The sequence below is a fragment of the Thorsellia kenyensis genome, from assembly GCF_042432445.1.
GTDB classification, from domain to species: Bacteria; Pseudomonadota; Gammaproteobacteria; order Enterobacterales; family Thorselliaceae; genus Thorsellia; species Thorsellia kenyensis.
In genome coordinates, this window is record NZ_JBHLXE010000108.1 from 26554 (window position 1) to 52976 (window position 26423).

The 26423-nt window shown below is 34.9% G+C and carries 21 protein-coding genes and 1 pseudogene; 13 read left to right on the forward strand and 9 right to left on the reverse strand.

All coding sequences use genetic code 11. The features are described 5' to 3' along the window. The first annotated feature begins 8 nt into the window (after positions 1-8). From ACFFIT_RS11375 to ACFFIT_RS11400, 6 genes and pseudogenes are all read left to right on the forward strand, one after another. Positions 9-563, forward strand: a complete 555-nt coding sequence (locus ACFFIT_RS11375) for a ClpXP protease specificity-enhancing factor (RefSeq protein WP_385877793.1) — start codon at positions 9-11, stop codon at positions 561-563. Between the two features lie 49 nt (positions 564-612). Continuing rightward, on the forward strand, positions 613-1632 hold the full coding sequence (gene trpS / locus ACFFIT_RS11380) for a tryptophan--tRNA ligase (RefSeq protein WP_385877794.1): 1020 nt from the start codon (positions 613-615) through the stop codon (positions 1630-1632). A gap of 159 nt (positions 1633-1791) precedes the next feature. Continuing rightward, positions 1792-3852, forward strand: a complete 2061-nt coding sequence (gene prlC / locus ACFFIT_RS11385) for an oligopeptidase A (protein ID WP_385877795.1) — start codon at positions 1792-1794, stop codon at positions 3850-3852. Positions 3853-4047: 195 nt separating this feature from the next. Continuing rightward, positions 4048-4764 (forward strand): annotated as a pseudogene (locus ACFFIT_RS11390) (class I SAM-dependent methyltransferase); the annotation flags it as partial. Between the two features lie 73 nt (positions 4765-4837). Further along, positions 4838-5386, forward strand: coding sequence for a tyrosine-protein phosphatase (locus ACFFIT_RS11395; protein ID WP_385877796.1), 549 nt, complete (start codon positions 4838-4840; stop codon positions 5384-5386). 163 nt (positions 5387-5549) lie between these two features. Next, the gene (locus tag ACFFIT_RS11400) at positions 5550-6764 is read left to right on the forward strand and encodes a 4-phosphoerythronate dehydrogenase (RefSeq protein WP_385877797.1); all 1215 of its coding nucleotides are present in this window, start codon (positions 5550-5552) and stop codon (positions 6762-6764) included. 182 nt (positions 6765-6946) lie between these two features. Here ACFFIT_RS11400 and asnA read toward each other — a convergent pair whose 3' ends face one another. Next, positions 6947-7939 (reverse strand): aspartate--ammonia ligase, encoded by a 993-nt coding sequence (asnA, locus tag ACFFIT_RS11405; RefSeq protein WP_385877798.1) that lies wholly within the window; start codon positions 7937-7939, stop codon positions 6947-6949. Positions 7940-8119: 180 nt separating this feature from the next. Here asnA and asnC point away from each other — a divergent pair, with 180 nt between their 5' ends. Beyond that, complete coding sequence (gene asnC, locus ACFFIT_RS11410) at positions 8120-8581, forward strand: transcriptional regulator AsnC (RefSeq protein WP_385877799.1); 462 nt, start codon at positions 8120-8122, stop codon at positions 8579-8581. Between the two features lie 34 nt (positions 8582-8615). Continuing rightward, positions 8616-9470 carry a 23S rRNA (adenine(2030)-N(6))-methyltransferase RlmJ gene (locus ACFFIT_RS11415; protein ID WP_385877800.1) on the forward strand — a complete coding sequence of 285 codons (855 nt, stop codon included), beginning with the start codon at positions 8616-8618 and terminating at the stop codon, positions 9468-9470. Between the two features lie 188 nt (positions 9471-9658). Here the strand turns inward: ACFFIT_RS11415 and ACFFIT_RS11420 are convergent, their stop codons facing one another. Next, positions 9659-10861 (reverse strand): M24 family metallopeptidase, encoded by a 1203-nt coding sequence (locus ACFFIT_RS11420; protein ID WP_385877801.1) that lies wholly within the window; start codon positions 10859-10861, stop codon positions 9659-9661. A gap of 173 nt (positions 10862-11034) precedes the next feature. Here ACFFIT_RS11420 and gpmB point away from each other — a divergent pair, with 173 nt between their 5' ends. The 3 genes from gpmB (at position 11035) to phoR (ending at position 14183) form a co-directional block, all read left to right on the forward strand. Beyond that, positions 11035-11679: a 2,3-diphosphoglycerate-dependent phosphoglycerate mutase GpmB gene (gene gpmB / locus ACFFIT_RS11425; RefSeq protein ID WP_385877802.1), complete on the forward strand. Its 645-nt coding sequence runs from the start codon at positions 11035-11037 to the stop codon at positions 11677-11679. 397 nt (positions 11680-12076) lie between these two features. Continuing rightward, on the forward strand, positions 12077-12775 hold the full coding sequence (gene phoB, locus ACFFIT_RS11430; protein WP_385877803.1) for a phosphate regulon transcriptional regulator PhoB: 699 nt from the start codon (positions 12077-12079) through the stop codon (positions 12773-12775). Positions 12776-12899: 124 nt separating this feature from the next. Beyond that, entirely contained in the window at positions 12900-14183 is a 1284-nt protein-coding gene (phoR, locus tag ACFFIT_RS11435; protein WP_385877804.1) for a phosphate regulon sensor histidine kinase PhoR, read from the forward strand. Positions 14184-14218: 35 nt separating this feature from the next. Here phoR and ACFFIT_RS11440 read toward each other — a convergent pair whose 3' ends face one another. Beyond that, on the reverse strand, positions 14219-16828 hold the full coding sequence (locus ACFFIT_RS11440) for a GDYXXLXY domain-containing protein (protein ID WP_385877805.1): 2610 nt from the start codon (positions 16826-16828) through the stop codon (positions 14219-14221). 12 nt (positions 16829-16840) lie between these two features. Then, positions 16841-18106, reverse strand: a complete 1266-nt coding sequence (gene uraA / locus ACFFIT_RS11445) for a uracil permease (protein WP_385877807.1) — start codon at positions 18104-18106, stop codon at positions 16841-16843. Between the two features lie 128 nt (positions 18107-18234). Here uraA and djlA point away from each other — a divergent pair, with 128 nt between their 5' ends. Beyond that, positions 18235-19068, forward strand: a complete 834-nt coding sequence (gene djlA / locus ACFFIT_RS11450) for a co-chaperone DjlA (protein WP_385877809.1) — start codon at positions 18235-18237, stop codon at positions 19066-19068. 87 nt (positions 19069-19155) lie between these two features. On the opposite strand, the gene ilvY is transcribed toward djlA, so the two are convergent. From ilvY to dprA, 5 genes are all read right to left on the reverse strand, one after another. After that, positions 19156-20061 (reverse strand): HTH-type transcriptional activator IlvY, encoded by a 906-nt coding sequence (gene ilvY, locus ACFFIT_RS11455; RefSeq protein WP_385877810.1) that lies wholly within the window; start codon positions 20059-20061, stop codon positions 19156-19158. A gap of 406 nt (positions 20062-20467) precedes the next feature. Next, on the reverse strand, positions 20468-21409 hold the full coding sequence (locus ACFFIT_RS11460) for an alcohol dehydrogenase catalytic domain-containing protein (RefSeq protein ID WP_385877811.1): 942 nt from the start codon (positions 21407-21409) through the stop codon (positions 20468-20470). A gap of 291 nt (positions 21410-21700) precedes the next feature. Beyond that, complete coding sequence (rpoZ, locus tag ACFFIT_RS11465) at positions 21701-21991, reverse strand: DNA-directed RNA polymerase subunit omega (RefSeq protein ID WP_385877813.1); 291 nt, start codon at positions 21989-21991, stop codon at positions 21701-21703. 636 nt (positions 21992-22627) lie between these two features. After that, positions 22628-24586, reverse strand: coding sequence for an acetate--CoA ligase (gene acs / locus ACFFIT_RS11470; protein WP_385877814.1), 1959 nt, complete (start codon positions 24584-24586; stop codon positions 22628-22630). Between the two features lie 235 nt (positions 24587-24821). After that, positions 24822-25703 carry a DNA-processing protein DprA gene (dprA, locus tag ACFFIT_RS11475; RefSeq protein WP_385877815.1) on the reverse strand — a complete coding sequence of 294 codons (882 nt, stop codon included), beginning with the start codon at positions 25701-25703 and terminating at the stop codon, positions 24822-24824. 195 nt (positions 25704-25898) lie between these two features. Between dprA and def the strand changes: the two genes are divergently transcribed. Continuing rightward, positions 25899-26423 carry a peptide deformylase gene (def, locus tag ACFFIT_RS11480; protein ID WP_385877816.1) on the forward strand — a complete coding sequence of 175 codons (525 nt, stop codon included), beginning with the start codon at positions 25899-25901 and terminating at the stop codon, positions 26421-26423.

The following is a 26423-nucleotide window of genomic DNA, read 5'->3' on the forward strand; positions in this document are numbered from 1 at the left end:
TAAAAACTATGACAATTGATGTTTCTAATATAAAACCTCTAAGGCCTTACTTATTAAGAGCGCACTATGAATGGTTAGTTGATAATAATTTAACCCCTTACCTTTTAGTTAATACCACTTATCCTGGAGCTGATGTCCCTTTAGAATTAGCAAAAAATGGAGAAATAGTGTTTAATATTTCTATGAGCGCGCTAGATTCTCTATCTTTAGGAAATGATTTTATTACCTTCAATGCCAGTTTTAATGGTAAGACTAGACAAATTATTATCCCGCTAGGTGGTGTTGTTGCTATTTACGCGAAAGAAAATAACATGGGACTTGGTTTTCCACCTGAATCTTACTATGAAAATGAACGTGAAGCTTTAGAAGCCAAACAATCAATCCAAGTTTTAGAAGAAAATAATTCAAGTGAAGTATTGGACCCGGCCAAGAAAACAAGCAAAAAAAATCCCAAAACCACAAATCAAAAATCTACAGAAAAAAATACGACATCTAAAAAAGAGTCACCAGCAAAAAAGTCAAACACACCCAAGAAAGCCTCTCATTTACGTATCATTGATTGATTCGTTTAATTTGTTAGGTGTTTTATAAAAATGAGTTAAGAGGTCATTTATGTCACAAAATCTCTCTTCGCAAAAACCGACTGTATTTAGCGGTGCGCAGCCCTCAGGTGAATTAACAATAGGCAACTATATGGGGGCCTTAAGGCAATGGGTACAGCTGCAAGACATGTATGATTGCATCTATTGTATTGTTGATTTACATGCCATTACAGTGCGTCAAGACCCAGCTCAATTGAGAAAGGCCACTTTAGATACTCTGGCACTTTATCTTGCTTGCGGTATTGATCCTAAAAAAAGTACTATTTTTGTTCAATCACATGTTCCTGCGCATAGTGAGCTTGCTTGGTTGCTTAATTGCTACAGTTATTTTGGAGAATTGAGCCGAATGACTCAATTCAAAGATAAATCTCAACGTTATGAAGAAAACATCAATGCGGGTCTATTCAGTTATCCAGTATTGATGGCAGCAGATATTTTGCTTTATCAGACACACCAAGTACCAGTTGGTGAAGATCAAAAGCAACATTTAGAATTAAGCCGTGATATAGCCCAACGTTTTAATGCCATTTATGGGGATATTTTTAAGGTTCCAGAACCATTTATTCCTAAATCAGGTGCCAGAGTTATGTCATTACTTGAGCCAACCAAAAAAATGTCTAAATCGGATGAAAATCAAAACAATGTGATTGGTTTGTTGGAAGATGCTAAATCGGTTGAGAAAAAATTAAAACGAGCCGTAACTGATTCTGAAGATCCACCAGTGATTCGTTATGATAGTAAAAATAAACCCGGTGTATCTAATTTACTTGATATATTATCTGGTGTTACAGGTCAAAGGATCAGTGAACTAGAACAACATTTTGAAGGTAAAATGTATGGTCACCTTAAAGGAGAAGTCGCAACTGCTGTGGTGGGTATGCTAAATGAACTTCAAGAGAAATATAATCATTTTCGTCATGATGAGAAGTTGTTAACTCAAATTATGCAATCAGGGGCTGAAAAAGCGAATTTAAGAGCAAATCAAACCTTAGCTAAAGTAAAAAATGCGATAGGTCTTATTTCATTTTGATAGCGATAATAGACAGCAAATCAGCATTGTTTGTTTAACCCATTTTTGGAACTGATTATTTAAGATATTGTTAAAAAGTAAGCATTATTGAAAAATAGAATAGTCACTATGACGATAATTTTTATCAATGTGTGAATTAAAATACATAAAAGGACAAGTATGAATACGTTGGATATTAATTCAAATCCACTCTTAGCAGAGTTTGATTTGCCCCCTTTTTCTAAAATAAAACCTGAGCATATAAAGCCTGCGGTTGAGCATTTGATTCAGTTATGTAGAGATAACGTAGAAAAAGTCGTTAATCAATCTACTCCTTACACATTCGAATCAGTGTGTGAAGCTTTGGCTTTATATGATGATAGACTCTCTAGAGTATGGTCTCCAATCAGTCATCTAAACTCAGTGAAAAATAGCCCTGAATTAAGAGAAGCCTATGAAGCTTGCTTACCCCTATTATCAGAATACGGTACTTGGGTTGGGCAACATGAAGGACTTTATCAAGCTTATGTAGCCATTAAAAACAGTCCTGAGTTTGAACAATTATCTATTGCTCAGCAAAGTTCAATTACTCAATCTTTGAGAGATTTTGAGCTTTCAGGTATAGGCTTAGAAAAATCAAAGCAAGTACGTTACGGTGAAATTGTAGCAAGATTATCAGATTTATCAGCACAATTTAGCAATCATGTACTTGATGCAACGATGGCTTGGAGTAAATTAGTCACAGACGTTTCTGAATTAGCTGGATTACCAGAAAGTGCCATTGCAGCGGCTAAAGAGCGAGCTGAAGCGAAATCACAAACAGGTTACTTATTAACGTTAGATATGCCTAGTTATTTACCTGTAATGATGTATGCAGATAAAGAAAGTCTTAGATCAGAAATGTATTTTGCTTACGTTACAAGAGCTTCTGATCAGGGGCCTCATGCAGGGCAATTTGATAATAGTGAGTGTATTAAAGAAATAACCTCATTAAGACATGAACTTGCTGTTTTACTTGGTTTTGATAATTATGCACAAAAATCCTTAGCTACGAAAATGGCTGAATCTCCAGAACAAGTACTTAACTTTTTAGATCAACTGGCCTTAAAGGCTAAACCTCAAGGCGAAAAAGAGTTAGCAACATTGACCGAGTTTGCTAAAAAGCACTTCGATGTTGAAATGTTAAATGCGTGGGATATTCCTTATTATAGTGAAAAACAAAAACAGCATCTTTTTTCAATTAACGATGAGGAACTTCGACCCTATTTCCCAGAAAATCGTGTTTTATCAGGATTATTTGAAGTTCTCAAACGCCTATTTGGCATTGAAGCTAAAAAGAGAAAGGGCGTAGACACTTGGCATGAAGAAGTGACTTTTTATGATTTATTTGATGAAAAAGGTGACTTAAGAGGCAGTTTCTATTTAGATTTGTATGCTCGTGAACACAAACGTGGTGGGGCATGGATGGATGATTGTGTTGGAAAATTAAAACTACATAATCTCCCTTTGCAAAAACCGGTAGCTTATTTGACGTGCAATTTTAATCGTCCTGTTGCTGGTAAGCCTGCACTATTTACGCATGATGAAGTGATAACACTGTTTCATGAATTTGGGCATGGTATCCATCATATGCTGACACAAATTGATGTTGTAGGTGTTGCGGGTATTAATGGAGTGCCATGGGATGCTGTTGAATTACCAAGCCAATTTTTAGAAAATTGGTGCTGGGAAGAAGAGGCATTAGCCTTTATCTCAGGGCATGTTGATACCAATGAGCCTTTACCTAAAGTGATGCTAGATAAAATGCTTGAAGCTAAAAATTATCAAGCCGCAATGTTTATCTTAAGACAATTAGAGTTTGGGTTATTTGATTTTCAATTACACCAAAAAGACAATTTAACTCAAGTAGTCGATGTGCTTGAAATATTAAAAGGTGTTAAAGCTAAAGTAGCTGTCATCAAATCTCCAGAATTTAACCGATTTGCGCACTCTTTTAGCCATATTTTTGCAGGTGGCTATGCTGCTGGATATTATAGTTACCTCTGGGCTGAGGTTTTATCTGCTGATGCGTTTTCTCGTTTTGAAGAAGAGGGAATATTTAATGAGGTTACAGGTCGTGATTTCTTAAATCAAATTTTGTCTAAAGGTGGATCTGAGCCACCAATGACATTATTTAAACGTTTTCGTGGCAGAGAACCTGATATTAGTGCACTCATTCGTCATTATGGAATAAGTGCTTAGCACCAGTACTTTTGTTTGATTAAATTTTAATAATAAATTTTTCCTAGGAAGGGAATTGGTCAAAGTAGCGCCAATTCCCTTTTTTACTGAGTTAATAAGAGTTTATTTATGTCCTTTTTGTTACCTAAATCAGTTTCTCATATTGCATTTGATGAATTTTTTAAACACAGTGATGAGTATCAAAAAATAATTGATAAATGGCAATTGAAAGAACAAGATGACTGTTTATTTATGCTTGGTTTTGAAAATAAAAGATTGGCACTATATAAAAGAGATGAACCTAAACAAGGTGCTATAGTGGTTGATTTTGCCTCAGGAGGGCTCAATCATAGACGGCAATTTGGTGGCGGTAGAGGGGAAGCGATTGTTAAAGCTTGCGGTATTAAAGGTGATTACCTTCCTACAGTTATCGATGCAACAGCAGGATTGGGTAAAGATGCTTTTGTTTTAGCGTCTGTTGGTTGTAAAGTGACATTATTAGAAAGGCATCCTGTGGTAGCAGCATTATTAGAAAATGGCCTGATCCGTGCTTATCAAGATGCAGAGATTGGTCATTGGATACAAGAAAGAATGCAGCAAATCTATCCAGATCTGACGAACCCAAGTAGTGAGCATACTTTGCTTTCTTTATGCCCTCATGAGGTTGTTTATCTTGATCCTATGTATCCTCATCCTAGCAACAAAAAGCAGACTGCGCTTGTTAAAAAAGAGATGCGTTCTTTTCAATCATTAGTTGGTGAAGATAATGATGCAGATAATTTATTAACACCTGCTCTGAAAATTGCATCTAAGCGTGTTGTAGTAAAAAGACCTGATCATGCCCCTTTTTTAAATAATATCAAGGCGGATGGAGCCATAAAAACAAAAAACCATCGATTTGATATATATTCAATCGCTATTCGTAAAACTTAGAGTTATAAATAGTTTACATTAGCAAAAATAAATAAAACATTGTATTAGTATTCATAATAGAGGAGTTTTAATTATGCATAAATTTGTGAGAGGTATTTTTTTTAGGATTAATTTCTTTTTACTCATTTTATTTGTATCTGGACATGCGTACTCTCTTCCGCTTGTATTACCAGAAAATTTTCATCCTGTAGCGCCTGGTATATTTCGATCCGCGCAGCCTGATGAATTGATGATGAACAATTTAACATCGATAGGATTCAAAAGTGTATTAAACTTACGTCAATGGCATGATGATACAGACGAAACAAAAAATACTTACTTAGAACTAGGTAGGGTACCAATGGATGCCGCTAATATTACCGATGAAAAAATCATTGAAGCCCTAAAGTTCATCAAAAATGCAAATAAACCCGTGTTAATTCATTGCTGGCATGGCAGTGACAGAACTGGAGTTGTCGTCGCTATGTATCGCCTCGTTTTTGAAGGCGTAAGTAAAGAAGAAGTTATCAAGGAACTTAAAATTCCAGAGTATGGCTACCATAAAATTATTTATGCTAATATTGAACGTTATCTCGATGAAGTTGATGTAGAACAGATTAAAAAAGCTGTATTCAGTGACTAAAAGCACTATTTTTTAATAAAGCACTTATACCCAATGGAAATCACAATGCAGGTTTTGCTACTATTTAACGCTCACAGAATGAGCATTAGGATAATATCCGTACCTGCAACTTAAAGTAATTTTAGTATATTTTATAAAACACTATTCCAATATAGGCGGATACATGAAAATTATTGTTGATGATCTTATGCCAAAGGCGACTACTTTCTTTGCAAAGTTAGGTGATGTGGTTTCTGTGCCCGGAAGGCCTTTTGCTAAAGAATGCTTAAATGAAGCTCAAGCATTAATGGTTCGCTCAGTGACTCCGGTTAATGCAGATTTACTTAGCGACTCTCAAGTTAAATTTGTCGGTACGGCAACCGCGGGTATGGATCATATAGACATAGATTCTCTAAAAAACAACAATGTACATGTTACCTCGGCAGCAGGATGTAATGCCATTGCAGTGGTGGAGTATGTTTTTTCTTGCCTTTTTTATTTTGCACAAAAAAATCAGTTTAATTTACAAGATAAAACGATAGGTATCGTTGGTGTTGGACATGTTGGCTCAGTTTTAGCTAAGCGTTTGCAGATTTTGGGGATATCAGTTTTATTGTGTGATCCACCTAGAAAGCGACAAGAGATAGATGCAGGTAAGCAAAGAACCGAATTTGTCGACTTTGATACGATATTAGATAAGGCTGATATTATTACTTTTCATACTCCACTCATAAAGGGAGGTGTGGATAATACTTATCATCTTTTAGATAAAGAAAAGTTATCTAAACTTTATCGCCCTAAGATCATTATTAATGCCTCGCGTGGTGAAGTTATCGATAATAGTGCATTGCTTGTAGAGTTAAAAATGGGAAGAGCACTTTCTGTAGCATTGGATGTATTTGAAAATGAGCCTCATATTAATGTTGAGCTACTCGCTTATATTGATATTGCTACACCCCATATTGCTGGTCATTCACTGGAAGGAAAACTTAGAGGTACAACAATTTTAGTTGAAAAATACGTAAAATTTTTAAATCAAATTCAACCAGAATATTTAGAAAAGCAAGGAATTACTGTTTTAGATGAATTTGAATCTGAGAAATTATTAGTTCAATATTTGCCCGAAGCTTTGATAACTGAAGTTACATTAGCTGAATGTTTGGATTTATTTTCATTAAGTAAACTGGCCCGTTTATTATATGATGTGGTTGAAGATGCTCATCAGTTTCGATACCAAATGGCATCAGCGAGAACAGCTACTGAAATTGCAACAAAATTTGATGCGCTTCGAAAAAATTATTCTATGCGAAGAGAGTGGTCCTCTTTAAATGTCATTGCTCCAGATAAGTCCTCTCACGAGCAATTAGTTAAATTAGGTTTTAAAACACCTATGAAATAAAGCGAACTCTTATGATAAACGAAACAGAACTGTTTAGTCACATAAATTTGGGTGCGTTTTAAATCTGATATGACTTAAATAAAAGCAGATAAAATGTCTATAATAATACTCATTACCAGACAATAACGCACCTATGCCTATCAATTAAAAGCTTAAATGCGTTATTTTGAAGGTGCGGTATATTAGAGTAAATCTGTATATTTTGCTTTGGTTTCATCCGTCCAAACACCACACTGAACCTGCCCAATGTGCGACAGTTGAAGTAACAACATCACTAAACGTGATTGACCAATACCACCACCTATTGTTTGTGGCATTTCGCCTTTTAATAGAGATTGATGCCACTCAAGGGACAATCTATCCTCATCACCTGTTATGGCTAATTGTTTTTTTAATGCATTTTCATCGACACGGATCCCCATAGAAGATAATTCAAAAGCATCTTCTAATATAGGATTCCAAACTAAGATATCACCATTTAAGCCATATAAACCATCTTCGTTCTCAGTACTCCAATCGTCGTAATCAGGTGCTCTAATGTCATGCCTATCACCATGACTTAATTTGCCACCAATCCCAATTAAGAAAACTGCACCTAATTCTTTTGTAATTGCTCTCTCACGACCTTTAGCGTCAAGTTCAGGAAAGCGCTTTAGTAAATCTTCGCTATGAATAAAGTGAATGGATTCTGGTAAAAATGGGTTTATCCCAAAACGAGAACAGACCTCTTTTTCAGTTTCCTTGATGGCAGCATAAATATTTGAAACGGTTTCTTTTAAATAAGCCAAATTTCTTTGTGATTTAGACATGACTCTTTCCCAATCCCACTGATCAACATACACAGAGTGGATAGGACTCAATCTGTCTTCATCTGGACGTAATGCTTTCATGTGTGTATATAGCCCTTCATTCTCTTTAAAACCAACACGCCCTAGAGTTTGTCTTTTCCATTTAGCTAATGAGTGAACTACTTCAAATATTTCTTTTGGGAGTGCCTTGACTTTGACCTGGACCGCTTTTTCTGCGCCCGATAAATTATCTTGTGTGCCATCGCCTAATCGACTGAGTATAGGCGCTTGTACTTCTATTAATTCAAGACGTTTGGATAATTGCTCGGAAAAAAATGATTTTACAAAGCTAATTTGTTGTTGCATTTCTGAATATGAACGGCTCATTTGTGATCCTTAAATCTGAAAGTGATAAACGATTTTATTAAGTTAATTATATTTCTTTTGTCTATTAAGCAACAAAATGGGGTATAATTTCAATATTCAATACTAAATAAAGGTTTTTAATTTTTTTTTCGATAAAAAAAAAAGAAAATATTGAGAATCCTTTAAAATATCGAGGGTTATATGCCACAAAATTATCAAATTGATAATTTAGATAAAGCGATTTTAAGTGCATTAATGAATAATGCACGTACCGCTTATGCTGAATTAGCAAAACAGTTAAATGTTAGCGCGGGTACAATTCATGTCAGAGTAGAGAAAATGAAACAAGCTGGCATTATCACAGGAGCACACATTTCAGTTTCACCTAAGCACTTAGGTTTTGATGTTTGTTGTTTTATTGGTATTATATTAAAAAGCGCTAAAGATTACCCATCAGCGCTAGAAAAATTAAATGCTTTAGACGAAGTCGTAGAAGCATATTATACCACGGGTCAATATAGCATTTTTATAAAAGTCATGTGCCGTTCTATTGATGCCTTACAACAAGTGCTTATCAATAAAATACAGAGTATTGATGAGATTCAATCAACCGAAACACTCATTTCGCTACAAAATCCTATTTCTCGTAGTGTTAATCCTTAATCAACAGGATCATTCCTAAGGACTATTTTTTATTATGTTAAGTTATCGTCACTCATTTCATGCGGGTAATTTTGCGGATGTTTTAAAGCATATTGTGCAGGTTCTAATCATCGAATCACTAAAAGAAAAAGAGAAACCTTTTGTTTACTTAGATACGCATTCAGGGGCGGGTAGGTACTCTTTATCTAGTGATGAAGCCAATAAAACCGGTGAATATTTAGAGGGTATTGTGCGGGTTTTAGAAGCATCTAATCCTCCTGAATTAATTAAACCTTATCTCTCTTTAATTCATGAACTTAACCCTAAAATAAAAGATCAAGCATTACGTTACTATCCAGGATCTCCTATAATCGCTAAAGCTTTACTTAGAGAAGAGGATCGATTATTACTAGCAGAACTTCATCCAAGCGACCAAGTATTTTTAAAAAAAGGTTTTTTGCACGATCCCCGCGCTTTGATCAAATTAGGGGATGGATTTCATTTATTAAAATCTCATTTACCCCCTTTAGAAAGGCGAGGTTTGATTCTTATCGATCCTTCATATGAACTGAAAGAAGATTATCAACAAGTTGTCAAAGCGCTTAAAGAGGGTTATAAACGATTTGCGACAGGGATCTATGCCCTATGGTATCCAGTGGTCTTTCGTCAAAATATAAAGAAAATGTGTACTGAGTTAAAAGAAAGTGGTATTAAAAAAATCTTGCAAATTGAACTCGGTGTTCGACCTGATAGTGATAAAAGGGGGATGAGTGCTTCTGGTATGATTGTCATCAATCCACCTTGGAAATTAGAAAATCAAATGAAAGAAATTCTTCCTTGGTTAACCAAAGTATTGGCACCTGATGGGCATGGCCATTTTAGTGTTGAATGGCTTGTACCTGAAGAGTAAGTCATTTTTCTCTTTTAATATTTATACCTCAATCTAAGTGCATATTTGCTTTCTTAGTCCGAATGTTTGAGCGCTTTAGAAAATCGAGTTGTATCTATATTATCGCCTGATTAAAAAATTATTGAATTATGCTTTATTTAGAAAGGTTTTTTAGATGATATATTCTATCAAGACTTTGTTTCATAAGGTTATTTATTAATCAAGCTTCTTGGTAATTGACTAAAAAGTTCATAGCCTGTCTTAGTAATAAGTAGCATATCTTCAATCATTATAGATCCAACACCAATACCATAGTAAGGCGTTTCCAAACTGAGGACCATACCAGGTAAAAAAATTGAATTAGTATGATTTTTTACAAAGGGAGGTTCTTCTAGTCCCAGTGATAATCCATTGCTATGGCCTAAATGCCCTCTTTGGTAATTAGGTAAACCCATCTGTTGAATTTTTTTAATGGTACTATTAAACACATATTCCATAGACTCAAAAGGTTTTACTAAAGAGAGCATGTGCTCATGCCCTGCAAGAATGATATCGAATATTTCTTCTGCTTTTTTTGTAGGTTTTTTAAAAGAAACCGTTCTTGCTATATCAGCACCATAGCCTTCCACATCGACGCCACAATCTAATTTAATTAAATCCCCTTCTTTAATGGTTTGTTTACTAGGTATTTTTTGAGGAGAAAATAACTCCCCGATAGATATCAAGTGGAATCTAGAATGACTAGTCTCTTTATAGTTGGCAATTTCTTTTTGATAAGCATGAGTTAACTCATATGCGCTACATCCAGCTTCTATGCTATTAATTGCGGCTTCTATACCTCTTTCGGTTATGAAGGCGCTTTTTCTCAGATGTTCTATCTCATAATCTGTTTTGATAGTTCTTAGTTCATCAATTAATTGGTTTGAGTCGTGCCAATTGACGTTACCAAAAATTTTATCTAATAATACTTTAGTTTGTAAAGAAATTTGAGGGAATTCAATTGCTATATTTTTATTTAACTTGTCATGAGCGATAAGATATTCTTTAATGACAGCAAGAACTTGTTCTGTAGGTGGTAAAATAGGCCTTCTTTTATTAGTGTTTTGAGGCATAAATGGGGTGTCAATATCAACCCAAATAGGAAAAGTTTTTAAGATATAATTAGGCATTTCTAATGACACCCCTTGGGCTTCAAATTCATTCATTAAAACTAAGGAGGGAATTTTTTCGTCTCTAAAGAGTATTGCTACCGCAGCACCGGTATATTTAAATGTATACAGAAAGAAACTTTGATGTCCTGTCAGATGATAAAAATTTTCGGGAGTGGACAAAATAAGTGCATCAATATTGCGTTCATTCATTAATTGCCTTGCTTTATCAGTGATTTGTATCAAATGAGTTGATTTATTCATAAAGGAATTCTCAGTATAAGGGATTGCTCTATTTAATTTATTTGCTTAGTTATAGCATTGAAAGTTAAATTCTTTGCATAATTATTAGGCATAGTTGATAACGATTTGTTATTCTATCAATGAAGGTTCTGCTTTAAAGTAATCTATTTCAATTGATTGAAAAAGGAGGAGTTATGACAACGGTCTATTTAGTCAGGCACGGTGAAACGGTTTGGAATGCAGAAAGAAAAATCCAAGGTCAGCTCGATAGCCCTTTAACAGCTGAGGGAATATCTCAAGCACATTGGGTAGCAAAAAGAGCAAAAAGCCTTGGGATAACGCATTTATATTCCAGTGATTTAGGACGAGCTGTCCAAACGGCATCTATTATTGCTCAACCTTTAAAATTAGAAGTTATCACTGATAGAAGATGGCGAGAATTAAATATGGGGATCTTAGAAGGACGTTGCATTGATGACCTAAGTGATAAAGAAAATGCAATGAGACGAGCACCTTTATCCGGTGCACTAGATGCACGTATTTTAGAAGGAGAATCGATGCAAGAGATGGCTAATCGATTACATCAAGCGCTTAATGATCTAAAAAGTTTACCTAAGGGATCTATCCCGCTAGTTATTTGTCATGGATTAGCATTAGGGTGTTTAATTGGTACTATCATGGGATTACCTGCTCATGCACCTAGGCGTATCCGTTTGCGCAATTGTTCCTTATCTAGGGTAGATTACCAAAAGAGTGACTGGCTAGCTGAAGGATGGGTTGTAGAAACAGCTGGAGATGTTAGTCATTTAAATGAAAATTCACGTGATGAACTCTTGTAAATACTCATTGGAAATATTAAATGTCCTTTTAACTAAGCGATTGAGAAAACAACTTCTTTTCTTGACTTATGTTATCGCTGTTTTATTACATTTTTTTATGGCCTTTAACAAGAATTTTTATAGTTCAAAATCATTTCATTTACAAGATACATCAAGGACTTGAGGTATATAATCAATTCTCTTCCTCACTATGTTGAAATTTAATTTGTAAGATCATTCAGAATGTTGAAATACTTATTGGGCTATTTTTTCGTAAAAGTATGCGTTTGACTCAGTTTTTTGTATGATTTTAAATTATTTCATAAAAGTGTCATATTTCTGTCGCATACTATTAGGAATAACTATTAATGCATAGTGCAAATTAATAACTTATCGTTAATAACAAAAGGATAAGCGCATGGCAGCACCGATAACAATTCTTGTAGTTGAAGACGAGGAAGCCATTAGTGAAATGTTAACTTTTTTACTAATGCAGTCTGGTTATGAGGTAAAAGTGGCATCAAATATTCAAGATGCTCAGGCTCAATTGATATTTCCATTACCTGATTTAATTTTGTTAGATTGGATGTTACCAGGCGGATCGGGATTAGGTTTTCTTAAGCAATTAAAAAGAGAAAAAACTACCCAATCTATTCCTGTGATTATGCTGACAGCTAAGAATGAAGAACTCGATAGGGTGCAAGGACTAGATGTTGGGGCAGATGATTACATTACCAAACCTTTTTCTCCAAAAGAATTAGTGGCCCGTATTAAGGCAATATTGAGACGTGTGTCTCCCCATGTTTTTGCCGATATCATTGATTTAGCTGGATTAAGGCTTGATACAGCGGCACATCGTGTTTTTGCGTCAGAAATTCCTATAAATTTGGGTCCAACAGAATTTAAATTGCTACATTTTTTTATGAGTCGACCTGAACGTGTTTATAGTAGAGAGCAGCTTCTAGATCAAGTATGGGGTGATGGTGTTTATGTCGAAGACCGAACTGTCGATGTGCACATTAGGAGGCTTAGGCGCGCATTAGAACCCTCGGGACATGATAAAAACATTCAAACTGTAAGAGGTAGTGGCTATCGTTTTTCCGTGAAATTAGACTAAAAGTGTGAACATGGGTTATGATAGATTAATAGCCACCATTATCTTTTATTGGATTAAGGGTCAATCTTAAATGATGGACCTTTTTTACATTTAAACTGACTGATTTTCTTCAAGGAATTCTATTTTGCTTCAAAAACTCACCTGGCGTTCTTTTTTATTTTCTTTTTTTCTTATTCTGACACCTTTTGCCATATTGGGGGCCTTGTTGGGTCACTTGGCCTTTGGGATCTCTTTTGGCTTATTGATTTTATTGCTGTGGAATTATCATCAACAACTCAAACTCTCCTATTGGTTATGGCAAGATAAAAGTATGACTCCGCCGACTGCAAAGGGGCATTGGGAAGTGATTTTCTATGGCTTATTACAGTTACAAAAACGTAACAGAAAGCGTCGAAATGAGTTAGCTACATTAATTAAAAGATTTAGAAGTGGTGCTGAATCCTTACCTGATGCATTAGTGATGATAACGCCTGATGGTACTATTTTTTGGTGTAATCGCTTAGCTGAGAATTTACTTGGATTCAAATGGCCTGCTGATAATGGCCAAAACATTCAAAATTTACTTCGCTACCCTGAGTTAGCAACCTATTTAAAAAATAAAAAATTTCATGATCCTTTAACATTGACGCTCTACAGTGAAAAAGATGTTGAGTTTAGAATTATGCCATATATTGATGAAGCATTTATTGTCATGGCAAGGGATGTCACTCAATTGAAACAAGCTGAAATTGCTCGACGTAATTTTTTTAACAATGCCAGCCATGAATTAGGAACACCTTTAACTGTTCTTAAGGGTTATCTTGATATGATAGATGATGACGCATTAGTGGGATATTTACCAGTGAATGCTCTCAATACTATGCGAAACCAAGCGCAGAGAATGGAATCATTGATTGGGCAATTATTAGCTCTCTCTCGCCTAGAATATCAAGTAAACGAGACACAAAAAATGATTGTTCCGATTGCTTCATTACTCAGTACAATTATGCATTCTGCTGAAGCTCTCAATCATCAACGGCATCATTTTTCGGTGTTAATTGAACCAGACTTATACGTCAAAGGATACAGTGATGAACTGCGTAGTGCGATGAGTAATTTAATTGAAAATGCGATAAAACACACTCCGAATGAAGCGAATATTGAAGTTAAACTATTTAGAATCAATACCACCCACATAAAATTTGAAGTAAATGACAGTGGTCAAGGTATTGCTAAAGAGCATATTCCTCATCTTACAGAAAGATTTTATCGGATTGATGGTTCTAGAAATAGCCAATCGGGAGGGAGTGGTATTGGTCTTGCGATTGTTAAGCATGTTTTATCTCGTCATAATAGTAAGCTTGAAATAAAAAGTACTCTTGGAAAAGGTTCTTCATTCGGCTTTACTCTAGAGGTCGTTAACAACTAGAGTAAAAAGCCTCTAAAAATTTCAACAATGATGGTTTATTTAATGGTATTAAAATCTTTATCAAGTAAAGCAGAAAGAATGAACTTTCCTTCTGGACTTACTTTGAACTCTGCATAACGAGCAACAGAATAATTTAATTCAGTCATTTCATCAAAAAAATAGCTATGAGGTAATTTAAGAGTGTAATTGTACCCATTATAATTCAATGGTGTTTCAATTTCTTTGGCTTGTAAAGGAATTTTATCCTTTTGCAAAGGGTATGCTAAAAAAACCACATTTGTCTTCGGATCAATAGTTAAAATGATTGAATCCTTTTCCTTTAAACTCTCCTCTAATTTTAACATTCTATTGGCCTCATTGACTTGAGTTTCTAACACGTAATTTAGCACCATATAATCACCTTGAATAAGTGAGCGAGGATCCCTTGGCGTAATTTCAAATCGGATGGTCTGGCCTGTGTTAATAATCCTTTCATAATCATAAATTGTTTTATTGGCAATCCCAAGGCTGAGTATTAATCCACTAGAAAAAAAGAGGAGTCTGCTACGACGATGAGAGATAAAATGATTTATCCAAAAGGCAATTCGCGTTGTCTTTTCTTTTAATTTTGCAAACTCTGCTTTTTCTATCTCGTTGTTAGGATGCATAGATGCTAACCTATTCCCTTCGTCCAAGAATGATTGATTTTTAAAGTGTTTATTGACATTCAATTTATGAAGAGACACCATTAAAATAGTGACTATGGTAAGTATTAAGCCTGTGATAAGTAGTGTTTTAGATTTAATAATAAGGAGTGTATGTAAATCATAGTAATTCATATAGAGTAATGTGAATACAAACACCCAACTGAACACCTTGTGGAATTTTGAAGAGCTGAAAGAGGCTATTATTATTACTGTGAGAGCAAAAGGTAACCAAATAAAATCATTAAATTTATTAGAATAACTATACTCTTGGAAATAATAATCCCAAAGTGAAAAAAGCCAACCACCATTAAAATAAAAACTCCATAGAGAGAGCAATAAACCAATAATAATAAGATATTTAGGTAATCTATTTGATAATGTAATCAAGCTCAGTGCAATAAATGGCATAGCATGATACATGCCATCAAAAGCATCCCGCCATATTAGGCGTTGATATTTGAGTATTAATAGGAAAGATAATGCGTAGAATAGAATCAAAAACATCTCACTATATAATGCCTGCTGTAGAGTCTTAAAAAGAGGTGTTTTGAATGTAAATTTGTCTTTGATTAGATAAACTGTAAGCATTACGGTAATGATAATACAAAAAAAGGGATCATCTATTTGATAATATTCATGTAAAAGTTGGGATATTGCAAAAGTCCCTATGATGATCCGACTATATTTATGTTTAATAAGAACATAATAAATTAAATATGGAAGGATAATTGTACAATAATTTAATACATTCATTAATAAAGCTAGATGTTCTGAATCCAGAGAATGCTCGTAGCGACCAGTATGCCTACTTACTAAATTAAATAGATAAATTTGTAAAAAACTAAACAGTAACGCAAATCCAAATTGATTGAGAATAGACGTTGAAAAGATTTTTTTCTGTACATAGATAATTACCACAAAAAGCATGGCTATTGAGAGTATTTTAATAATATCTGGCATATCCGTTAAAATACTTTCTACTAAGAATACTGAACTTAATGCAATTGACCATCCAAGAAATCCCAAACAGATATTTTTTATCATGTTCGCTGTCTGTCTTGTGTGTTCAGTTAAAAACGTGTTATGGGTATTCCAATTGTTGTATACCATTCTTAAATAGCAAAAAAATAAGGTACTACTGATGAGTAACGAAAGGGTAAATATCAAGAAATTCAGGGTAGACTCATTATTAAATATAAAGACTTCTACAAATATTTTGGTGTTAACTATAACAATGATAAAAAAAGTTTGTTGTATAAAACTGATGGGTTCCTTTTGTAGATGACTTCCCAGTTTTGCACTGCCTATGATGAGTAACAAGAGTAAAATATAAAAGTTCTCATTAAAAAATTCATTAATGATAAAGTGATAGTAAACAAAACCAAAAGAGAAAAATAGCAAAAATTGTGTTACCCATTGGGTATTTTTCAGTCCATGGAATAAAATCAAATACAACATAAAACAAAATGAAGCAGGTAATAAGCTCCCCAAAAATTCCAGTGCATAGATTTGCTGTGTCATTAATACCCATGTGGTATTAATGATCACTAAAAAGTAGAACCAAATAAGAGAGCTATTGATATAAATAGCAAACGGTAACGATAAAAATGACCATAAAAAAAAGAGTTGCCAAGCGTCAGCCCCTGTCTGATATGTTTGCCCTATGAGTGCATAAAGTGCGCCTAACGCACTGATTATGATAAAAATAAGCGCAAATTTTCCCCATTGCACTTTAACTGTTTTTGGATTAATACGAGAGTTGAAAAAAAGACTTAAGCACAAGGCACTGGTAAAGACAATCACGCCTTGGACCAACAAAAAACGATGAAAAATTGTAATTCCATCCCAATTAGCGGCAATAAATGTAATTAAACTACTACAGAGTAAAACTACAGACAGCATAAAAAAATTAAATATTAGCTTGTTGTGACTGTTTGTTGATCCAAAGAAAATTCGCATAATATTTGACCTTTAGGGGTGTTTCGAAGGTAAAAACCGTTCGGTGATAAAAAAAATTAAACTCATACCCATGCCAATAATGGTAGCTAATGACATACCCGTTAAATTAACCTCACCTATGTTTAAACCAGCACCACTGACTCCAACAATTAATATTACAGAGGTCAGAATTAAATTTTTAGCCTGGCTGTAGTCAATTTTAGCATCTACAAGAATTCTTAAACCTGATGTGGCAATAACACCATAGAGTAGCAGTGATACTCCCCCAATGACAGCAACTGGTATCGCTTGAATAAGGGCGGACAGTTTACCTATGCAAGAAAGAGCAATCGCAATTAATGCCGCTATAGCAATTACCCAGGTACTATAGACCTTAGTGATAGCCATTACGCCAATGTTTTCACCATAGGTGGTATTGGGTGTAGAGCCGAAAAAACCAGATAAAGTGGTTGATAACCCATTAGCAAACATTGAACGATGTAGCCCAGGATCTTTGATTAAATCTTTTTGAATAATTTTTTCTGTTACCATCAAATGGCCAATGTGTTCTACAATAACCACAAGAGCAGCTGGTAAGATAGTTATCATGGCCAATAATTCAAATTTAGGTTTGTAAAAAGTGGGTAATGCAAACCAAGAGGCATTGCCTACCTTAGAAAAGTCAACTAAACCCACAAAATAGGCCAGCGTATATCCACAAATGACTCCGATCAAAATTGGGATTATTGCAAAAAAACCACGGAATAAGACCGAGCCAAAAACGGTTATAGCGAGAGTCGTTAATGAGACAAAGGCAATTTTTCCATCAAAAGGTTTGGTTTCTGTCGGAATTAAGCCCGCCATATTCGCAGCAGTATGAGCAAGTTCTAAACCAATGACGGCAACAATTGCACCCATCGCGGCTGGAGGAATTAATACCTCTATCCATTTCACCCCAATATATTTGATAAGCAAAGCTACTAGCATGAAAACAATACCGCATAATATAAATCCACCTAGGGCATATTCATAAGTAAAACCACTCACATAAAGTGCCGATACAGGTGCGATAAATGCAAAACTTGAACCCAAATAGGCAGGGATTTTACCTTTACAAATCAAAATATATAGAAGTGTTCCTAGTCCATTGAATAATAGAATAGTTGCAGGGTTAACTTGAAGAAGAAAAGGGACTAAGACGGTGGCGCCAAACATCGCGAAAAGATGCTGAAAACTGAGAGGAACTGTTTTTAGCAACGGAGGTTTCACATCTACATCAATAAAATCATCTGTATTCATAATATATTTCCTATAAACCCAATTAAAAAAAAGGTAAGATATGTCTTTATTGGACGATCAATTTTTAATTGTATCTTTTACAGTATAACCTTATTAGCAAAATAATTAAAAAATATCTAGGAAATATCATGAAAAACCATTTAGGTAAGATTATCGCTGTGCTTTTGACTTACTTCTTTTTCAGCTTTAATTTTGTTTTCATTGTGTTAGCAATAATTATTGGACATTTATTTGACAGAAGCTTAATGCATCGCAGAATGAATAAGTATGATGATGGTTCGCAGTATGATCGACAGCAAGTATTTTTTATTACCACATTTCAGGTCATGGGGCATTTGAGCAAAGCGAAAGGAGTCATTACACAAGAAGACATAAAAGTTGCTACCTCTGTGATGGATAGATTTTCACTGGATGATGCACAAAGGCAAATAGCACAAGAAGCATACCGTGAAGGAAAAGATGCTAATTTTCCGTTAAGAAGAGTGATGCGTGAATTACGTATCGCCTTAGGTCGCCGATTTGATTTGGTTAAAATCTTTTTAGAAATACAACTTCAAGTGGCTCTTGCTGATGGCTCTTTACACCCCAATGAAAAAGAGGTGCTTAGAGTGATAGCTAGTGAACTTGGTATTTCAAGGCAGTTTGAAGCGATTTTGAGTATGATTCAGGCGGGACAGAGCTTTGGTCAGCAAGGCCAGAATCGTCAACATAGAGGGTACCAGCAAAATGGCTATCGCGACCCTAAAGCACAACTCAAAGAAGCGTATACTCTACTTGGCGTAAGTGAGGGTAGTGATGCAATGACAATCAAACGCGCCTATCGCAAATTGATGAGTGAACATCACCCAGATAAATTAGTTGCTAAAGGCTTACCGCCTGAGATGATGGAAATAGCTAAAGAAAAAACACAGGCCATTCAAGGTGCATATGAACTTTTAAAAGCGCATCTTGGATTCAAATAATCTATTGGATGTATCATAGGTTACTTCAGTAGCTGAAAACTTATACATTTAAGTCAAAGGCGCTGGAGTATAAGCAATAAATATTCATTAAATATCAAAGGTTTTTACATTATTGATAAGCTGCCAAACTGCATCAATAAGTGGTTCATTTAATCTTTTAATTTGTGCACATATTCCCAAATCGAAAGAATCAAAATCTGTTAATTCTTTTTGTGTGATTCTCTGTTTCATACTTTCGCTGACATTATCCACAACCACTTTAGGAATTATGGCTATTCCACATCCTACAGCCACCATAGGAACAATTGCCTCATGACCCGAAACGGTTGCATAAATATGAGGTGATTTAATTTTTTGTTTTTTAAACCATTCATCCACTCTTTTTCTCGATGGCCCGTGTTCTGGTAGAATAAAAGGAATACTTTCCCAGTTTGGATTTTCAACACTTGCAGCGTGTTTTACAGGACAAGGAACAGTCGGGATAATTAAAGCCAATTTAATTTCATCAATTTTTTCAAATTTAATTGAAGAAGGTAAATTATGTGGTCTGCCAGCTATACCAACATCAACTTCTTTTGAAAGAACTTTATCCAGTGCATCTGCCGCGTCACCTGTGGATAAATTAATTTCTACTCCTGGATGCAAGGCTCTAAATTTATCTAAGATAGCAGGTAAGTGACTATAAGCAGCAGTTACAGAACAAAAAATTTTAAGCTCTCCTTTAAGTTGTTGGTTTTCAATTTGTATTTGTAATTTTATTTGCTCATATTCAAGTAGCATATTTGTGGCAAATGGAATGAGTTTAACTCCTGCATCAGTTAGAACTACATGACGATTGTCTCTGATAAACAATGCTTTTCCAAGTTCAGATTCTAACCTTTGTATTTGTCTTGATAAGGTCGGTGCACTCATGTGCAACGCTAAAGCACTTCGACCGAAATGGAGTGTTTGAGAGAGATGTAAAAAACATTTAAGATCGCTTAAATTGAGCATGAGCTTTTACTATCAAAAAGAATTATTGTGAGTGATGTACTTAGGAATATATCTGGGTAGTTTATAGCGGGATACTTTTTTACTGCTTTTCATACATTAGACAAACTACATTTTTATTCTTTTGATTTCAATGCATTAGATGTTTTTAATGTACCAAGGCAAAAATATCACGCTTAAGTTAACAGGATAGTATCAGATTCTTTTTAGCATTTCATTAAAGAAATTTATTTTGATACATAAAGGTTGGGATTAGTACGGGTTAAATATTTTAGCTTTTTATCTAGGTTCTGGTTGATAAAGATTTGATACAGTAATTGATTAATTCGTACTTACTCCCCGCCTGATTAGGGCGAAGAGCAAAAAAACAATAGTATCATGAGTATCATGATATTTATAAGAAATCAACTTAGCTTATTTTTACTACCGCTTTTTGTTGTTTATTCCTAGAAAAATCTAGTGCATCATTAAGTTTATCAAAGCAGAACTCAGTGGGAGTTTCGATTACCATATGTCCTCTTGCAATATTTTCAAGTAAAATTTGACCTTCATTCATTAACTCTTGCCAGTCTAAATCAGTACCATAAGTATGAAGAGCGCCTAAGGCAATTTCATGATAAGAAATTGTTCTGGTAAATGCTTCATCAACAGGTGTATCGATTCTTCCTAGGATACAAATGATATGACCATTCGCCTTGAGGTAAGGAACTAGCGCTGTGGCTGAGGCTTTTCCATTTGAGTCGAAAATTGCATAATAATTTTTATTTTCAGGCATATCTCTATAAAGCTCTCTGATATTGAGAGTCTTAGCCTCTTCATTTTTTAAGCTTTTAGAGATTACATCTACATGAAATCCTGCTTGAACAAGTAGTTGGGTTAATAATTTATTTACAGCACCCATTCCAGTTAGTAACACGTTTTGGTTCGCTTTGACAGGGATTTTGCAAAAAGCTTGCCATGCCGTCAATAAAGGACAAGGAAGTGCGGCCGCTACCGCTAAGCTCATTCCTTCAGGTAGTAACATCACTCGATTAGCATAAAGTATAACGTGCGAACTGAAGCTGCCATCTACATGAAGACTTGTATGATAAACTACGGTTTTACCTACCAGATGTTGGTGTTCTTCATTGTGAACGGCTATAACTTTTCCAACACCGTCAACACCTGGTATTTGATCAATAGGCCAATTCATTGGATTAAATTCGATAAATTTCCAATCTACAGGATTGATGCCAGCATACAAATTTTCAACCAAAATTTGATTTGACGTTAATGATTGTAACGGTTTATTTTTTAATATTAGTGGGTGCCCTTTCGCATCGAACTGCCATGCATATTTATATTTAGTCATTGTTATTCCTTAAAATCTCTCTTGAGTTGTTATAGCCATTAGAAAATTCCCTATGTTTTTTACTATACAATAAGTATTGAATTTTCACTATTTCTCCCTTTTTATTAGGATTATTATTGATTTGAATAATATCTTTTTTAGTAAATGTAACTCTTTGTACGATTGAAAGTAAGATCTATATTGATAGAGACAATATTTTTATAATTTATTGAGTCGTGTGTGATAAATACATATATAAAAAAAGGCGCTAAAAGCGCCTTTTTAAAGTAATTAATTTAGATGTTTATATATTTAGTCGTCATCTAACATTGAAGTGATTGAGCTAATAGAACGAATGGCTGACATTTCTAATACATCAGCTTCTTGTTGATCTTGATGCTCGCGAGCATCTAAAATTTCATTATTAATTAGGCCTTTTTCTATTTCACGCAAAGCAATAACGGTTGGCTTATCATTCTCAGCTGGAACTAGAGGGTCTTTACCACCCGTCTGCAATTGACGAGCACGGCGCGATGCGACCAAAATTAAATCAAAACGATTACCTACTTGTTCTACTGCATCTTGTACTGTTACGCGAGCCATAAATCCCCCAAAAAATCATGCAACTTAAAAAAATATTACCGAGTGATAGCAATTGTTCGTTTTACACAAAACAGCCCTTAAAATATACACTCATTGTCTAACTTAATAGTATAAGGGAATTTAATCATAATAGCGAATATTTTATTATCTGATGAAAAGAAACTTTAAGCTCGGCATATCCTAGCAATAGACTTGATTACTCGCTGTTGCTAGAAGTTCATTGGGTTTATTTGACGCTCTGGGTTTTCTACTGTTAACTCGATGAGTATTTTGCTCAGTAATCGCATAAAACGATAGGAAAACGTTTAAGTTGTATTGCTTATATCCTTCGTTTTATTAGGTTAATCAAGGCTTTATAACTCTGCTTGCTGCTTGCTATATTGACGAGTTCTGGGGATCAATCAAATTTATCATTATAAATAGTTGGAGAAATTCATGCAGTCCATAAGAACAATATACAATGCCAAATAAATGATTTGAAGAGCTCAAACTCTTTGGCTTAACAACTCTACATGAGTAAAGAACGTTTAATAGCAAGTTAGATATTTAATGGTATGAGCTGTATACGAGTTTTGACCCTACGGTTTTGTGGGTAGGATAAGACGGTAACGTCTTATCCTACTCGATTTATCAGTGTTATTTTTTAGCTAATAAGCATTTATATTCTGAGATAAGTTTTTCTACAACTGAAGGATCTGCCAAAGTAGAAATATCTCCTAGTTGATCGGCTTCGTCACAGGCTATTTTACGCAAAATTCTACGCATAATTTTTCCTGAACGAGTTTTAGGGAGCCCTTTAGTTGCATGAATATAATCAGGCGTAGCAATCGCCCCGATTTCATTTCTTACCCAATTTTTTACTTCTAAGTATAAAGCATCATCCGCTTCTTCCCCTGCATTTAAAGTGATATAGGCATAAATTGCTTGCCCTTTAATATCATGCGGAACGCCTATTACAGCCGCTTCAGCTATTTTAGGGTGTGCAACTAGTGCCGATTCAACCTCAGCAGTTCCTAATCTGTGTCCAGAAATATTTAAAACATCATCAACACGGCCAGTTATCCAGATATCTCCATCTGCATCTCTTTTGGCGGCGTCACCACTAAAATAAGTATTTTTGAATGTGGCAAAATAGGCTTCTTCAAAGCGGGCATGATCGCCATATAATGTTCTTGCCTGAGATGGCCATGAGTCCATAATAACAAGGTTACCTTCTCCCTCTCCCTCGATAAAATTACCTTCATTATCAACGAGAGCAGGTTGGACACCAAAAAAAGGTTTCATTGCAGCCCCTGGTTTTAGTGCATGTGCGCCTGGCAAAGGAGTAATTAAAAATCCTCCTGTTTCTGTTTGCCACCATGTATCAACAATTGGGCAACGACTATTACCTATTGTTTCATGATACCAAATCCACGCTTGAGGATTAATGGGTTCACCTACTGTACCTAATAGCTTAAGTGAGTTTCGGTGGGTATTTTCTACTACTACATCCCCTTGCGCCATTAAAGCTCTTATTGCAGTCGGAGCGGTATATAAGATGTTAACTTGGTATTTGTCCACAATTTGAGACAGGCGATTAGGTGTCGGGTAGCTAGGAATACCCTCATACATTACAATGGTTGCACCATTAGATAATGGGCCATACACCAGATAGCTATGGCCAGTAATCCAACCTACATCCGCAGTACACCAGAAAATATCTTTTGGTTGATAATTAAAAACTGTTTTAAACGTTAGCGTGGTATATACAAGGTATCCTGCTGTGGAGTGCAATACTCCCTTAGGTTTACCAGTTGAACCTGACGTATAAAGAATAAATAATGGAGATTCAGCATCCATGACTTCATAGTCGCAGTATGGATCTGCTGCATTTACAGCTTCGTGCCACCAAATATCTCTCTCACTGTGCCAAGCATCATGATGGCCTGTCCGTTCAAAAACAATCACTTTTTCTACTGTCGTGATTTCAGGTTTTGCTAATGCAGCATCTACATTTTTTTTCAGCGGAATGATTTTCCCACCACGTATGCCTTCATCTGATGTGATGACCAGTTTTGCATTAGAGTCTATTATTCTTCCCGCTATAGCTTCTGGTGAAAACCCACCAAAAATTACCGAGTGTATAGCGCCAATTCTAGTACATGCTAACATTGCAACCGCAGCTTCAGGTACCATTGGCATATAGATAACAACTACATCGCCTTTTTTTATTCCTTGAGATTTTAATACATTAGCGAATCGACAGACTTGTTCGTGAAGTTCTTTGTAAGTCATTTGTCTTGAAAGAGACGGGCTATCGCCCTCCCAAATAATCGCAATATCATCCCCTTTGGTGGCAAGATGTCTGTCTAAACAGTTTTGTGATATATTTAATTGGCCATCTTCAAACCACTTAATATCAATTTTTCCTTGTTCAAAAGAGGTGTTTTTCACTTTTGTAAAGGGTTTTATCCACTCAATATTACGTGCTTGTTCATTCCAAAATTTATCTGGATTTTCAATCGATTCTTTATATTTTTTCTCATATTCTGATGAGGTGATATAAGCACTGGTTTTTAAATCGGAGGGAACTTCATAGCGTCTGCCGTCTAACATGTTTTAACTCCTGTACCAAAAAGATTAGATAAATATTGCACAAAATTTATGGTTGTAAAAATGGTTATAAAAATTATTTTGATGTAATGCGTTTTCAGAATGGCTTGTAATATGTTCATAACATTAAATTTACTTTTGTTCAATTGATATAGGGAAAACTCGACTATGCGTGTTAGATCACTAACTTTGCAATTAATTGTTATAAATATGTTAACAAGCGCACATTTTTAAATGTTCATTTAATCCACTTAAGAGCTGCATTCATATGATTATAAATATCTTCTTTTTTGGTCACTAAATGAGCACCTTGCTTTATCAACCAATGCGTTCCCTCACTTTGTCCAATAGGATGCGCTAAACTGAAAACATCCCTTCCCTCTTCGATGGCAAATCGAGCGGTCATGAGTGAACCGCTTTGCATAGCAGCTTCTATTACAAAAATTGCTTTAGTGAGTGTGGAAAGTAGATAATTTTTTGTGGCAAATTTATCTATTGTTTGCTGAGTGTTAGGGGGGGCTCCTGAGAGGATTAAACCGCCTTGTTTGACAATATCACTAGCCATTTTTTGGTGACAATGAGGATAAATATTTGAAAGACCAGAACCGATGATCGCAATAGAGGGTTTATTTAAATTTAATAATGTTTGATGCACAATACTATCAATACCTACTGCAAGGCCACTTGTGATAATAAAGGACTCATGACTGAGGATTTTAGTGAATATTTTTGCCCAATATTTACCATATAAACTGGGTTTTCTGGTGCCTATCATTGTGATTGTTTTCTGGTTTAATAAAGAAATATTTCCCTCACACCATAATAATTTAGGTGCACATGTACTGTGAAAAATGGATTGTGGATACAATGAATGATGAAGTGGTAGTAAGTAGCGGTTATTTTTGTTTAGCCATGTAGTTTCTTCTTGGATTTCTTTTGAGGTTTTAGACCAAAAGGCTTTAATATTTAAAGAGGTCAATCCATAAAAAAGAAGGGCTTCTTGGTTTGATGAATGTATTTTAGGTAAATTTTTTTCCATCTGATTGGCGATATTAATATATTGTTCGCTTGTCCACCCATGTAGACAGCTTAATCGAATCCATAACTCTTCCTTTTGCATGATCATATTTCCTTTAATGATGGATTGAAAAACGTTAGAATAGGCAAATATGATAATAAATTACCTATTTAAATATAAAATGCACTGTTTAATATAATAACTAAGGTGCGTAACCATAAGATAGCTAAATGATTTATCACTTTATGTTTGACAATATAAACTAAATTTTAGCAAAGAGAGAAAACAGAGAAAATTATGGCAATTTTACCAATACTACAATTTCCTGATGAGAGATTACGTACAAAAGCAAAGGAAGTAAAAGAATTTACCCCTGAACTGCAGACATTTATTGATGATATGATAGAAACTATGTATGCCGAAGAGGGAATCGGTTTAGCGGCTTCCCAAGTTGACAATCATATACGTTTGGTTGTCATTGATGTTTCAGAAAAACAAGACAAACCAATGGTTTTTATTAACCCTATTATTACGGCTAAAAAAGGTGAAACAGGTATCGAAGAGGGATGTCTCTCAGTTTATGATTATCGTGCCTTGGTTCCAAGAGCTGAATTTGTTACCGTGAGTGCTTTAGATAGAGAAGGAAAACCTTTTGAAATCCAAGCTGATGGACTTTTAGCAATATGTCTTCAACACGAGTTAGATCATTTAGATGGTAAATTATTTGTTGACTATTTGTCTCCACTTAAGCGAGATAGATTAAAGCAAAAACTTGCTAAGATAGCACGCTTAGAAAGCCGTTTAGAGGAGAAAGGGAGCTGA